10 protein-coding genes are annotated in these 13,339 nt (G+C 65.5%); 6 read left to right on the top strand and 4 right to left on the bottom strand.

Going from position 1 to position 13,339, the window contains the following annotated elements:
* Nucleotides 1–143: 143 nt before the first annotated feature.
* From ABB27_RS15325 to coaBC, 3 genes are read right to left on the bottom strand one after another with little or no spacing between them, the layout of a single operon-like run.
* Nucleotides 144–2,495, bottom strand: coding sequence for a phosphomannomutase/phosphoglucomutase (locus ABB27_RS15325; protein WP_057629657.1), 2,352 nt, complete (start codon nucleotides 2,493–2,495; stop codon nucleotides 144–146).
* A gap of 16 nt (nucleotides 2,496–2,511) precedes the next feature.
* Nucleotides 2,512–2,979 (bottom strand): dUTP diphosphatase, encoded by a 468-nt coding sequence (gene dut, locus ABB27_RS15320; RefSeq protein ID WP_057629656.1) that lies wholly within the window; start codon nucleotides 2,977–2,979, stop codon nucleotides 2,512–2,514.
* Nucleotides 2,976–4,217 carry a bifunctional phosphopantothenoylcysteine decarboxylase/phosphopantothenate--cysteine ligase CoaBC gene (coaBC, locus tag ABB27_RS15315; RefSeq protein ID WP_083491342.1) on the bottom strand — a complete coding sequence of 414 codons (1,242 nt, stop codon included), beginning with the start codon at nucleotides 4,215–4,217 and terminating at the stop codon, nucleotides 2,976–2,978. Before coaBC ends, dut begins: the two co-directional genes overlap by 4 nt.
* Nucleotides 4,218–4,314: 97 nt before the next feature.
* Between coaBC and radC the strand changes: the two genes are divergently transcribed.
* The 4 genes from radC (at nucleotide 4,315) to ABB27_RS15295 (ending at nucleotide 9,306) form a co-directional block, all read left to right on the top strand.
* Entirely contained in the window at nucleotides 4,315–4,989 is a 675-nt protein-coding gene (gene radC / locus ABB27_RS15310) for a RadC family protein (protein ID WP_057629655.1), read from the top strand.
* A 281-nt stretch (nucleotides 4,990–5,270) separates the two neighbouring features.
* Nucleotides 5,271–6,959, top strand: a complete 1,689-nt coding sequence (argS, locus tag ABB27_RS15305) for an arginine--tRNA ligase (RefSeq protein ID WP_057629654.1) — start codon at nucleotides 5,271–5,273, stop codon at nucleotides 6,957–6,959.
* A gap of 21 nt (nucleotides 6,960–6,980) precedes the next feature.
* Nucleotides 6,981–7,865 (top strand): SPOR domain-containing protein, encoded by an 885-nt coding sequence (locus tag ABB27_RS15300; protein ID WP_057629653.1) that lies wholly within the window; start codon nucleotides 6,981–6,983, stop codon nucleotides 7,863–7,865.
* Nucleotides 7,866–8,556: 691 nt separating this feature from the next.
* Nucleotides 8,557–9,306, top strand: coding sequence for an SDR family NAD(P)-dependent oxidoreductase (locus ABB27_RS15295; protein WP_057629652.1), 750 nt, complete (start codon nucleotides 8,557–8,559; stop codon nucleotides 9,304–9,306).
* Between the two features lie 88 nt (nucleotides 9,307–9,394).
* On the opposite strand, the gene speA is transcribed toward ABB27_RS15295, so the two are convergent.
* Entirely contained in the window at nucleotides 9,395–11,284 is a 1,890-nt protein-coding gene (gene speA / locus ABB27_RS15290; protein WP_057629651.1) for an arginine decarboxylase, read from the bottom strand.
* Nucleotides 11,285–11,518: 234 nt separating this feature from the next.
* Between speA and speE the strand changes: the two genes are divergently transcribed.
* Together speE and ABB27_RS15280 are read left to right on the top strand one after the other, a co-directional pair.
* Entirely contained in the window at nucleotides 11,519–12,376 is an 858-nt protein-coding gene (speE, locus tag ABB27_RS15285) for a polyamine aminopropyltransferase (RefSeq protein WP_057629650.1), read from the top strand.
* A gap of 269 nt (nucleotides 12,377–12,645) precedes the next feature.
* Nucleotides 12,646–13,302, top strand: a complete 657-nt coding sequence (locus tag ABB27_RS15280; RefSeq protein ID WP_057629649.1) for an RIO1 family regulatory kinase/ATPase domain-containing protein — start codon at nucleotides 12,646–12,648, stop codon at nucleotides 13,300–13,302.
* Nucleotides 13,303–13,339: the final 37 nt, after the last annotated feature.

Here is a 13,339-nt window from a genome sequence, read left to right as displayed (position 1 = left end):
GTTGGGGAGGGGTGCTCTCGCAGCAATCCAAACCACCCCAGCAGCACCCGCTCCGAAAAAAGCAGCCCGCGAAAACTGCAGCCCATAAAAACAAAAAGCCGCCTGCGCAACACGCAGACGGCTTTTCGTCACGCAAGAACCGATCAGAAACCCAGTTCGGTCCCCGTCGGCAATACCTGCAGCAGCTGCTCGCGGAACACGCCCTTGATCCGCTCCAGCGCCGCTTCATCATTGGCCTCGAAGCGCAGCACCAGCACCGGCGTGGTGTTGGACGCGCGCACCAGGCCCCAACCATCATTGAAGTCGGCACGCAGGCCATCGATCGTCGAAATACGCGCACCCGAGAACGCCGAGTCCTCAAGCTGTGCGGTCGCCACGATCAAGGCCACCTGCGCATGCTGGGTGCCCTCTTCCACCGCCACCTTCAACTCCGGCGTGGACACCGCATCCGGCAATTCGTCCAATACCTCGGACGGCTCTTCCTCGCGCTGGGCCAGGATCTCCAACAGGCGCGCGGCCGCATACAGGCCATCGTCAAAGCCGTACCAGCGCTCCTTGAAGAAGAAGTGGCCGCTCATCTCGCCGGCCAGCTCGGCACCGGTTTCACGCATCTTGGCCTTGACCAGCGAATGCCCGGTCTTCCACATCATCGGGCTGCCGCCATTGCGCAGGATGTAGTCCGACAACTTGCCCGTGCACTTGACGTCGTAGATGACCATCGCGCCCGGGTTGCGGGTCAGCACATCGGCGGCGAACAGCATCAGCAGACGGTCGGCGAAGATGATCTTGCCGTCCTTGGTGACCACGCCGAGGCGGTCGCCATCGCCATCGAAAGCCACGCCGAGGTCCGCGTCGAAGCGCTTGACCATCTGCACCAGGTCTTCGAGGTTGTGCGGATCGCTGGGGTCGGGATGGTGGTTGGGGAAGTTGCCATCCACATCGCAATACAACGGAATCACTTCGGCGCCGATGGCTTCCAGCAGCTGCGGGGCCACCGCACCGGCAACACCATTGCCGGCATCGGCGACGATCTTCAGCGGGCGGTCCAGCTGCACGTCGTCGGCAATGCGCTGCACGTAATCGTCAATGACTTCACGCTGCTGCAGGCTGCCCTCGCTGTCGGCGCGCTGCAGGCGGCCTTCCTGGATGCGCTTGTAGAGGTCGGTGATGGTGTCGCCGGACAGGGTTTCGCCACCAATGACGATCTTGAAACCGTTGTAGTCCGGCGGGTTGTGGCTGCCGGTCACCGCCACGCAGCTGCCCGCGCGCAGGTGATAGCTGGCGAAGTACACCACCGGCGTGGGTGCCATGCCGATATCGATCACATCGCAGCCGGCGCGGCGCAGGCCAGTGATCAGGGCGTCGGACAGCTCCGGGCCAGACAGGCGACCGTCACGGCCCACCACCACATCGCGCAGCCCCTGTGCCTGCATCTCGCTGCCGATGGCCTGGCCGATCAGCGTGGCGACACTGGCATTCAACTCGGTGCCAAGCACGCCACGGATGTCGTAGGCGCGGAAAATGCCCGGCAACACCGCTTCGGCACCCGGCTCAGCCTGCGCCGGCGGCTGATCGCCAGCGCGCGCATTGGCCGACAGTGGCAACGGCTGCGGGTCCTGTTCCAGCGCTTCCTGCAAGGTTGGGCCGGTGTCATCGGCCTGAGCCGCGTTCTTGCGCAGCGCCGGCAGGTTCATCAGGCGCTTGCGCCCCAGCAGCAACAGCAGAGCGGTGGCCAGCAACAGCACCGCCACAATGGCGCTGGGAATTGGCCCAAGGCCGAGCAGACCCGCGTTGGCATCCGGCAGTTCGGCAACTACCCGCAGGCCGCTGTCGCCGACCGGACGCGCCAGTGCATCGGCGCTTTTGCCAAGATCGGTCGAGCCCTTCTGGACGATGGTGAAACCGCCCTGACGCAGGCCGAGGAAGGCACTGGCCGGCGAATCGATGCCGTCAAATACCGAGGTCAGCCGGGTCAGCGGCTGGCGGATATAGATCACCGCCGGCTTGCCCTGCAGCAGTACCGGTGCGGCCAGGCCCAAACGCGGGCTGCCGCCATCGCGGACCACCTTCGCCGTCGGCTGGCCGGCGGCCATTGCCTGCTCAAGCAGAGCCAGGCGCGAGTAGCCGAACGTGGCCGGCTCGGCATAGGCCTCGGCCAAGGTGGCATCCAATACCTGCGCGTCTTCCACGCCGTTCCATTTGTCGCGTACAGCCAAGGCGACCGCGGTCGCATCGCCGCTGGCCAAGGCGGCCTTCACCGGCTCCAGCGCCAGCTGCTTGCCGAACTGTGCGGTCTGGGCGTCCAGTGCTTTCTGCACCTCGGCCACCGCCTGGTCGCGGGACTGCTCCAGCCCGGCACTGGTGCCCGACTGCATCCACTGGTCCGCCGCGCTCCAGCCGAACCAACCGGCCAACAGCAGCAACAGCACCGCCAGCAATGGCGTTGAACGACCCAGTGCGGGACGTTGCCGCCCGCTTTCATTCCCTTGGCTCATCGTGCGTTTCCCCCTGTCAGCGCACCCCGGTGTGGCCGAATCCACCCGTTCCACGTGCACTGTCAATGAAAGTATCCACTACCTGCAATGCAACGCGTGCAATCGGCATCACCACCAATTGCGCGATGCGGTCGCCCGGCTCGATGGTGAATGCGTCGCGACCACGGTTCCATACGCTGATCAGCAAGGGCCCCTGGTAGTCGGCATCGATCAAACCCGTGCCATTGCCCAATACGATGCCGTGGCGATGGCCCAGCCCCGAGCGCGGCAAAACCACAGCACACAGGCCGGGGTCGGCGATATGTATCGCGATGCCGCTGGGCAGCAGCGCCGCATCACCGGGTTCCAGGGTCAAAGCAACTTCGGTCGCCGCGCGCAGGTCCATGCCGGCGCTGGCTTCGGTGGCGTAAGCCGGCAGCGGCCAGCTGTCGCCGAAGCGCGGGTCCAGCAACTTCACCTGCAAGGGCTGCAGTCCATTACTCATGCGTCCAACCTCTCTGCAATCAGATCCAACAACTGTTCAGCCAACTGGGTCTTGGCGGTGCCCGGGAACTCGCGCAGGCCACCGTCCCAGTAGGCAACGGCCGCATTCTGGTCACTTTCAAAGCCATTGCCGGCAATGCCGACCTGGTTGGCGATGATCAGGTCCAGGTGCTTGTCGGCCAGCTTGCCGCGCGCGTACTTCTCCACGTCGTGGGTTTCGGCGGCAAAGCCCACCACCAGCTTCAGTGCCTGCTCCTGCACGGCGACTTCGGCCAGGATGTCGGCGGTGCGCACCAGCTCCAGGGTCAGCGTCTGGGTGCCAGCGGTTTTCTTCAGCTTCTGTGGCGACACCTGGCGCGGCGTGTAGTCGGCCACGGCGGCGGCACCGATGTAGATATCGGCCGGCAACGCGGCCAGCACGGCCTCACGCATCTGCGCGGCCGAGCGCACATCAATGCGCTGCACCCCGGCCGGGGTGGGCAGCTGCACCGGGCCGCTGACCAGCACCACCTGCGCGCCTTGGCGGGCGGCGGCGGCGGCCAGGGCGTAGCCCATCTTGCCGCTGGAGCGGTTGCCGACGTAGCGCACCGGGTCCAGGTCTTCATAGGTGGGGCCGGCGCTGATCAATACGCGCATGCCGTTGAGGCGGCCGGGCTTGGGCGCTGCCTGCGGTGCCAGCTTGGCCGCCAGCGCGGCAATGATGGTCGGTGCCTCACTGACCCGGCCCGGGCCGGATTCGCCCTCGGCCAGCGGGCCGTCTTCGGGCCCGATCACCTGCACCCCGCGCTCGCGCAGCAGGGCCATGTTGGCCTGGGTGGCCGGATGCAGCCACATGCGGTGGTTCATGGCCGGGCAGACGGTCAGCGGCGCGGTGGTGGCCAGGCAGAGCGTGGTCACCAGATCGTCGGCATTGCCATGCGCCAGCCGTGCCAGCAGGTCGGCGGTGGCCGGGGCAATGAGGATGCGGTCGGCCCAGCGCGCCAGCTCGATATGGCCCATGGCCTGCTCGGCGGCGCTGTCCCACAGGGTGGTGCGAGTGGGATGGCCGGACAGCGCCTGGAAGCTCAGCGGCGTGACGAACTGCTGCGCGCCAGCCGTCATCGCCACCTGCACGGCGGCGCCGGCATCACGCAGCCGTCGCACCAGCTCCAGCGACTTGTACGCGGCAATGCCGCCGCCTACGCATAGCAGCAGCTTCTGTCCTTCCAAGGGGCGGGAAGTGGGGGAAACGCTGGTCACGGGGGGATAGTCCTAGATACAGAAGAATCATTAGCTTAACCGAAGGGTTTGTTACGCCTGATCCAGTTTTTGGCAAATAGCGGTGAATCTGCGACGCATGCATATCCGTGATTGGCCCAGTGCTGAACGCCCGCGCGAAAAACTCCTTGCACGCGGGGCGGCCGCGCTTTCCGATGCTGAACTGTTGGCGATCTTCCTGGGCTCGGGCCTGCGCGGCCGCGATGCGGTGCAGACCGCACGCGAACTGCTACAGGGCCACGGCCCGCTGCGGGTGCTGCTGGACCGCAGTGCCCCGCAGCTGGCAAAACTGCCGGGGCTGGGCCCTGCCCGTGCCTGTCAGCTCAGTGCGGCGCTGGAACTGGGCCGGCGCCATCTGGCCGCGGACCTGGAACGCGGCGAGGCGCTGACCGACCCGGCCGCCGCCGGCCGCTACTTCGCGCAACGCCTGCGCCACCGCCCGCAGGAGGTGTTCGCCGTGCTGTTCCTGGACAACCGCCACCGGGCTTTGGCCTTCGAGGAGTTATCCACAGGCACCGTGGGCAGCGCCGAGGTCCACCCGCGCGAAGTAGTGCGCCAGGCCCTGGCCCACAACGCGGCAGCGCTGATCGTCGGCCACAACCATCCCTCCGGGAATCCTGAACCGTCGGCGGCCGACCGCGCCATCACCGAGCGCTTGCGCCAGGCCTTGGCGCTGGTGGATATCCGCCTGCTGGACCATTTCGTGATCGGCGACGGTGCGCCGGTGTCGTTGGCGGCACGGGGTTGGGTCTGAACGGGCTGGGCGAGCTGGCACGGCACCCGGCGGGGGCTGCAGGCTTTCGGTCCAATGCCCACAGGCCCGGGGCGCTCGGGCCGGCGCCATCCGTTCCAGCGCGTACCGACTGCCGCACAACGCGGCGAGCAAGGCTGAGCGGCGCAACCGGTCTCAATCAGCCTGAGCGGGCCATCTTTCTGTTTTTTTGACATTCCTGACCCCCGGCCTGCGGCCCTTGGGGCGGCCGTGCCGCAGGTCAGGTAAAATGGTCAGTTCCGCGCTTCAAGCAGAATAGTCACGTGAAACCCCAACTCCGCGCCCTCATCGGCCAAGGCATCGAAGCCTTGCGCGCCAACGGCACTTTGCCTGCCGACACCCTGCCGCCGGATTTCGTGGTCGAACGACCCAAGACCCGCGAACACGGTGATTTCGCCACCAACGCCGCCATGCTGCTGGCCAAGGCCGCGCGCAGCAACCCGCGCGCAGTTGCGCAGGCACTGGTAGCCGCGTTGCCGGTCAGCGACGACATCGTCAATGTCGAGATCGCTGGCCCTGGCTTCATCAATTTCAAACTCTCGCCGGTGGCTTACCAGCGCGAAGTGGTCAGCGTGCTCAAGGAGGCCGAAGACTACGGCCGCAACCTGAGCGGCAACGGCCGCAGCGTCGGCGTCGAATACGTGTCGGCCAACCCGACCGGCCCGCTGCATGTCGGCCACGGCCGCGCTGGCGTGATCGGCGATTGCATTGCCCGCGTGCTCGAGGTCAACGGTTGGAACGCCAAGCGCGAGTTCTATTACAACGACGCCGGCGTGCAGATCGAGAACCTAGCCAAGTCGGTGCAGGCACGTGCGCGCGGTTTCAAGCCGGGTGACGAGCAGTGGCCGGCCGAAGCCTACAACGGCGAATACATTGGCGACGTGGCCAAGGCTTACCTGCTAGGCCAGACCGTGGACCTGGAAGGCAGCCAGATCGTCGGCGCCAAGGATGCCGAGAACCTGGATGAAATCCGCCGCTTCGCCGTGGCCTACCTGCGCAACGAGCAGAACCTGGACCTGGCCGCATTCGGTGTGGATTTCGACATCTACTTCCTGGAAAGCTCGCTGTACAAGGACGGCAAGGTTGCCGAGACCGTGCAACAGCTGATCAGCTCCGGCCATACCTACGAGGAAGGCGGCGCGCTGTGGCTGCGCTCCACCGATTTTGGTGACGACAAGGACCGCGTGATGCGCAAGTCCGACGGCACCTTCACCTACTTCCTGCCGGACGTGGCTTACCACCTGAGCAAGTGGCAGCGTGGTTACGAACGCGCCATCACCGAGCTCGGTGCCGACCACCATGGCTCGCTGGCACGTGTGCGCGCCGGCCTGCAGGCGCTGGACGTGGGCATTCCCAAGGGCTGGCCGGAATACGTGCTGCACCAGATGGTGACGGTCATGCGCGGCGGCGAGGAAGTGAAGCTGTCCAAACGTGCCGGCAGCTACCTGACCCTGCGTGACCTGATCGACGAAGTGGGTGCCGATGCGGTGCGCTGGTTCCTGATCGCACGCAAGCCCGACTCGCAGCTGACCTTCGACATCGACCTGGCCCGCCAGCAGAGCAGCGACAACCCGGTGTTCTACGTGCAGTACGCGCATGCCCGCGTCTGCTCGCTGCTGCGCCAGGCGCAGGAGAAGGGCCTGGACTACAAGCAGGCCGAAGGCCTGACAGTGCTGTCGAAGTTGAACGACGAACTGTCGCTGGAACTGATGAACGAGATTTCGCGTTACCCGGAAGTGGTGGAAGCGGCCGGCATCGCGCTGGAACCGCACCAGGTCGCGCAGTATCTGCGTGAATTGGCACACGCTTTCCACACGTGGTATCACGGCACCCCGGTGCTGGTGGATGATGCCGCCGAGCGCAACGCCAAGCTCGCCCTGGCCAGCGCCGCACGGCAGACCCTGGCCAATGGCCTGAGCATCCTGGGCGTCAGTGCCCCGGAAAAGATGTAAACACCTGGAGACGCAGTAGACATGGCAGCACGACGCGGCAAAAGCCAAGCCCGGCGCAACAACGACAACGGCACGCCCGGCTGGGTGTGGCTGGTTGCCGGCGTGGCGATTGCGGCCGTGGTGTTCCTGGCGGCGCCCAACCTGTTCAAGAAGGACGGCGACGGCTTTCTGCGCGTAGGCCCGCAACCGAACCCGGACGCACAGCCGGCGCCGGTAGCCGATGCCGACGTCGACGCCGGTGTGGAATCGAACAAGCCAGCCACGCCTGCCGGCGCCAAGCCGGAAGAGAAGCCAGCCACCCAGTACGATTTCTACACCTTGCTGCCGGGTACGGAAGTGCAGATGTCCGACGCCGAACTGGCCGCCAGTGCCAAGGCCGAGGAACAGCGCCGTGCCGCCGCAGCGCGCGCGGCAGCGGCTGCCACCCCGGCCACGCCGGTCGCTGTACCGACCGAAGCACAGCGTGCGCAGGCCGCGTTGGAAGGACGCCCGTTGCCGGCACCGGTAGCTGAAACAGCGCGCCAACCGGCACCGATCAGCGAAACCGCAACGCGCCCGGCCCAGGTTGCCAGCGCTACGCCGGCTCCTGCGGCTACCGCGCCCAAGCCGGCGCCAGCAGCGGCGGCGCCCGCCGCAACCGTGGCAACTGCCGCACCTGCGGCGGCGACGGAGAACGTGCGCTACATCCTGCAGGCAGGTGCATTTGGTGCCTCCGGCGATGCCGAGTCGACCAAGGCCAAGTTGGCGATGATGGGCTTGGCGGCACGGGTGGAATCGGCGCAGATCAACGGCAACACCGTGTACCGCGTGCGCATGGGCCCGTATGGCACCGCCAGCGAACTGGCCGAAGCCAAGGCCAAGCTCAACGGTACTGGTTTGCAGGCGATGGCGATCAAGGCGCAGTAACACCGCTGATGGCGGTGTTACCCCAAAGTTTGCTGTGCAAACTTTGGGCCCCGTGCCCGTTTTCTCCACAACCCTGCGCCTGTCGGCGCGCCCCCTTTACTCAAGGGGGCTATTGCGACTGATGGGTCGCTCGAAAAGCTCTCCGAACATTCAGGCCCTGACATCACTTGATGTTGGGGCTTTTTGTTTGCGCCGTTGCAGCCCGGGTAAGCGGAGCGCACCCGGGGCTTTGGCTTTGGCCGACGCAAGAAATATCGAACAACTCCCTTCTCCCGCTTGCGGGAGAAGGTGCCCCGCAGGGGCGGATGAGGGGGGCTTTGGGGTTTGCGGGAAAGCTCCTGCCGAGCATGGCTCGGCACTACAGGCATCGCTCGGCTTTGGCTTTGTCCCTTCTCCCGCTTGCGGGAGAAGGTGCCCCGAAGGGGCGGATGAGGGGGCTTTGGGGTTTGCGGGAAAGCCCCTGCCGAGCATGGCTCGGCACTACAGACATCGCCTGGCTCTGCTTCATTCCTTCTCCCGTTTGCGGGAGAAGGTGCCCCGAAGGGGCGGATGAGGGGAAGCTTTTTGTTTTGCGGTAAAGCCCCTGCCGAGCATGGCTCGGCACTACAAAGGCAATGCTTGGCTTTCTCCCTTCTCCCGCTTCCGCCGCCACAATGCGAAAATCGGCATCCCCTGCCCCAAGGATTCCGCAATGTCCAAGACCGCTCTGATCACTGGCGCCACTTCCGGTTTCGGCGCCGCCGCCGTCCGCCGCTTCGCTGCTGCGGGCTGGAAAGTGATCGCCACCGGTCGCCGGGCCGAGCGCCTGCAGCCGCTGGTCGAGGAATTCGGTGCCGACAAGATCCATGCCGTCGCTTTCGACATCCGCGATGCCGCTGCCATGGAAGCCGCTTTGGCCGCGTTGCCGCCGGCCTTCCGTGACATCGACCTGCTGGTCAACAACGCCGGCCTCGCCCAAGGTACGGCCGCGGCCCAGCACGCCAGCCTGGAAGACTGGCGCACCATGATCGACACCAACATCACCGCGCTGGTCACGCTGACCCACCACCTGCTGCCCAAGCTGGTCGAGCGCCGTGGCGCCATCATCAACATCAGCTCCACCGCTGCCCTGTATCCCTATCCGGGCGGCAATGCCTATGGCGGCACCAAGGCCTTTGTCAGCCAGTTCTCGCTGGGCCTGCGCTCGGACCTTCATGGCACCGGCGTGCGCGTGACCGCGATCGAGCCGGGCATGGCCGAAACCGAGTTCACCCTAGTGCGTACGCACGGCAACCAGGCCGCCTCCGACCAGTTGTACGGCGGCGCCAGCCCGATGACGGCAGAAGACATCGCCGAGCAGATTTTCTGGGTGGCAAGCTTGCCGCCACACTTGAACGTCAACCGCATCGAGTTGATGCCGGTGAGCCAGTCGTTTGCAGGGTTTCAGGTGTTTCGGGGTTGATAGGGCGTAGTTGGGCTCGCTTGCTTGGAGCTTGCCCTCACCCCAACCCCTCTCCCGAAGGGAGAGGGGCTTTGATTACCGCTTGCTGTCAGGCCAGCGGTTCGTCTGACAGGTAAGTGTAGCCGGTCAGGCCAGCTTCCAACGCTGCATCCAACTCAGCTGCGCGATCGGCCGGCAACTGGGCGTCGGCCACGCGCTTGCGGTAGGAGGCGCGCAGCTCATCTAGGCTGTAACCCACGTAGTCGAGCATCACGTCGGTGGTGTCGCCGCGACGCTGCTGGGTGATCACGTAGCCATCGGCGTCGACCACCACTTCCACCGCGTCGGTATCGCCGAACAGGTTGTGGATGTCGCCGAGGATCTCCTGGTAGGCACCGACCAGGAAGAAGCCGATGCGGTAGCTCTCGCCATGACGCACCGCGTGCAGCGGCAGCGAGCTGTCCAGGCTTTCGTTCTCGACGTAGGTCTTGACCATGCCGTCGGAATCGCAGGTCATGTCGGCGATCACGCCGCGACGTTCGGGACGCTCGTTCAGGCGCTCGATCGGCACGATCGGGAACACCTGGTCGATCGCCCAGGCATCGGGGATGGACTCGAACACGCTGAAGTTGACGAAATACTTGTCCACCAAGCGGTCGTTCAACTCATCCAGCGCCGGGCGATGGCTCTTTTCGTCGTAGCTCAGGCGCGCACGCACGCCGTTGGCAATGGCGTAGAACAGGTCGTCGATGCGCGCACGCTGCGGCAGGTCGATCTGGCCAAGCGCATAGGCACTCAGGCCCTCGGCATGGAAATGCTGGGCTTCCTGGAACAGCTCCACCGCCGGACGCTGGTCCAGCTCGTCGTGAATCTCGCGCAGGTGGCGGATCGCCGCCGGCTCGTCGTCATGCGCTTCCGGCACGCGGCCTTCGGCGGCCTGTTCCACTTCCGATACGTTGGCGATCAGCACGGCGTGGTGCGCGGTCATCGCACGACCGCACTCGGTGATGATGCGCGGCGGCGTCAGCGCATGCTCTTCGCAGGCTTCGGCCAGCGGCTGCACGATGTTGCTGGCGTAGGCGTTGAGGCCATAGTTGATCGAGCAGTAGCTGCGCGAGCGGGTGCCTTCGTAATCGATACCCAGGCCGCCGCCCACGTCGACGTGGCTGATCTTGGCGCCAAGGCGCGACAGCTCGACGAAGTAACGGGTGGCTTCACGCATGCCGTTGGCGATGTCGCGTACATTGCTGATCTGGCTGCCCATGTGGAAATGCAGCAGGTTCAGGCAATCAGCGTATTCGGTGTCGCGCAGGCTCTTCCACAGGTCCAGCAGCTGGCGCGGCGACAGACCGAACTTGGCCTTGTCGCCACCGCTGTTCTGCCACTTGCCGGCGCCCAGCGAGGCCAGGCGCATGCGCACGCCCAGGCCCGGCATCACGTCCAGTGCCTTGGATTCCTCCAGCACCAGCTTCAGCTCGGACGGCTTCTCGATGACGATATAGGTCTGCAGGCCGAGCTTGCGGCCAATCAGCGCCAGTCGGATGTATTCGCGGTCCTTGTAGCCGTTGCAGACGATCAGCCCGCCCGGCCGGCTCAGCGCCAGCACCGCCATCAACTCCGGCTTGGAGCCGGCTTCCAGGCCGAAGCCCTCGCCGTGGTGGCTGGCCAGGGTGCCGGCCACGCCACGGTGCTGGTTCACCTTGATCGGATAGACCGCGGTATAGCCACCGGCGTAGTCCCAATCGGACTGGGCCTGGGCGAACGCCGCCTGCAGCTTGCCCAGGCGCTGGCCGAGGATGTCCGGAAAGCGCACCAGCAACGGCAGTTTGGCGCCGGCGGCGCGCGCCGAATCGACAATCTGCGGCAACGACACCGCCGTGCCCTGGGCACCTGCGGGACGGACCACCACGTGGCCTGCGGCATCGACGTCGAAATACCCGTCGGACCAGTGCGGAATCGAATAGGTCTTGCGGGCCTGTTCGAGGGACCAATCGCTCATCGGCGTAGCAACTCTCAGCTGTGGATAAATAAGGACGCGCATTCTAACGCTAGCGGGGCAAGGGTCCGTTACAATCCGCGCCCTCACTACCTCCCCTCTCCCCCCGGGAGAGGGGTCGGGGGTGAGGGCAAGCGTGAAACCTGACTGTGACAGGCTTCGCCCTTACCCTCATCCGCCACTCCGGGGCAGCTTCTCCTGAAGGGAGAAGAACAGCCCCAGCACCCAGGAATCATCATGACCTCCAACGAAAACTGGTTCATCGAACACTTCCAGCCGACCGGTTCGGCTATTGGTTTCCGCATCACCGGCAAGCTGGACGAGGTGCAGTCGCCGTTCCAGAAGATCGAGATCTACGACAGCACCGACTGGGGCAAGTTGATGGTCATCGATGGCGCCATGATGCTGACCACGAAGGACAACTTCTTCTACCACGAGATGATCAGCCACCCGGTGCTGTTCACCCACCCGGCGCCCAAGCGCGTGGTGATCATCGGCGGCGGTGACTGCGGCACCCTGCGCGAGGTGCTCAAGCACCCGGGCGTGGAAAGCGCCACCCAGTGCGATATCGATGAGCAGGTCACGCGCATGGCCGAGAAGTACTTCCCGGAGCTGTGCGAATCCAACGGTGACGTGCGCGCCGAGCTGCTGTTCGACGACGGCGTGGCCTATATGGCCAACTGCGCCCCGGGCAGCGTGGACGTGGTGATCGTGGACTCCACCGACCCGGTTGGCCCGGCCGAAGGCCTGTTCAACAAGTCCTTCTTCGAGAGCTGCTTCCGCGCCCTGAAGGACGACGGCCTGCTGGTGCAGCAGAGCGAGTCGCCGCTGGCCCTGTTGGAGCTGATCAAGGACATGCGTTCGGAAATGGGCAAGGCCGGCTTCCAGTCGTTCAAGACCCTGCCGTTCCCGCAGCCGTGCTACCCGACCGGCTGGTGGTCGGTGACCGTGGCCAGCAAGCAGGCCGGTTTCGGCTTCGGCTTCCGTGAAGCCGATTCGGCCGCCAAGCCGTTCGACACCCTGTACTACACCGCCCCGCTGCACACCGGCGTGCTGGTCAGCCCGCCGTTCGTGGCCAAGGCACTGGGCGAATAAGCCCGCTGCCAGCGTTGTGAAAACGACCCCGCGCCAAGCATTGGCGCGGGGTTTTTCGTTTCAGGACCCAACGACGCACAAGACACCTGACCGCAACAGCTCTGCACCCGCAACAATCCTTTCCGTCACAAAGCTCCGACATTTTTTTTACATTCAGCAATTCATGGACTGTGCAGTTTTATAATTGCGCCACACCCCGCCCGTCCGGGCACGTTAGACCGGCTTTGCAAGACGCTTTCCGCGCCGTTGCCCGCGTCAGGAAGGTTTTCATGAACACATTGCCCAGCTTCGACGGCGAACACGCTGTTGTTCCCGACAACCAGTTGCTCAAGCGCGGCGAACGCCTGCTGGAGCCCGACGTCTACCGCACCGAACTGGACGGGCGCCCGGCTGTGGTCAAGGATTACCGGCGCTACCGTGGTACGCCGTTGTCGCCGGTGGCGCGCCTGCTGGTTCGCCGCGAAGCCCGGGTGCTCAAGCGCCTGCAGGGCTGGAAGCACGCGCCGGCCCTGCTGGGCACCTTGGGCGGCCTGGCACTGGGCATGGAGTTCATCCCCGGCGACACCTTGAGCGCCGGTGTGCAGGGCGTCAGCCAGGAAGTCTTCGACCAGTTGCAGAATGCCCTAGCCCGCCTGCATGCCGCCGGCATCACCCACAACGACCTGCATGGCACCAATGTGGTGGTCAGCGCCGGCGTGCCGGTGCTGCTGGACTTCACCTCGGCGCTGCGCGCGCCGCGCTGGTTGCGCAACTGGCCGATCTTCCGCCAGCTGCGCCGCAGCGACATGAAGAACCTGGTCAAGATGCGCCAGCGCCTGACCGGACAGAAGCCCAGCGCCGAACAGGCCGCGATGCTGGCCGAACCCGGCTGGGTGCAGGCCGTGCGGAATGCGTGGAAGCGGCTTTACCGGCGGATCAAGGGCTAAAGCCTACCCCTCCCCAACCCTCCCCTGGCTGCGCCAA

It is taken from the genome of Stenotrophomonas terrae, assembly GCF_001431465.1.
Classification (GTDB): domain Bacteria; phylum Pseudomonadota; class Gammaproteobacteria; order Xanthomonadales; family Xanthomonadaceae; genus Stenotrophomonas; species Stenotrophomonas terrae.
This window is presented reverse-complemented; position numbering and strand designations above follow the sequence as displayed.

Excerpts from the sequence above, each read along its gene's own strand:
- ABB27_RS15300 (WP_057629653.1), top strand. The coding sequence starts at position 6,981 with ATGGCAGCACGACGCGGCAAAAGCCAAGCCCGGCGCAACAACGACAAC.
- speA (WP_057629651.1), bottom strand. The coding sequence starts at position 11,284 with ATGAGCGATTGGTCCCTCGAACAGGCCCGCAAGACCTATTCGATTCCG.
- radC (WP_057629655.1), top strand. The coding sequence starts at position 4,315 with ATGCATATCCGTGATTGGCCCAGTGCTGAACGCCCGCGCGAAAAACTC.
- ABB27_RS15295 (WP_057629652.1), top strand. The coding sequence starts at position 8,557 with ATGTCCAAGACCGCTCTGATCACTGGCGCCACTTCCGGTTTCGGCGCC.
- dut (WP_057629656.1), bottom strand. The coding sequence starts at position 2,979 with ATGAGTAATGGACTGCAGCCCTTGCAGGTGAAGTTGCTGGACCCGCGC.
- speE (WP_057629650.1), top strand. The coding sequence starts at position 11,519 with ATGACCTCCAACGAAAACTGGTTCATCGAACACTTCCAGCCGACCGGT.
- ABB27_RS15325 (WP_057629657.1), bottom strand. The coding sequence starts at position 2,495 with ATGAGCCAAGGGAATGAAAGCGGGCGGCAACGTCCCGCACTGGGTCGT.
- ABB27_RS15280 (WP_057629649.1), top strand. The coding sequence starts at position 12,646 with ATGAACACATTGCCCAGCTTCGACGGCGAACACGCTGTTGTTCCCGAC.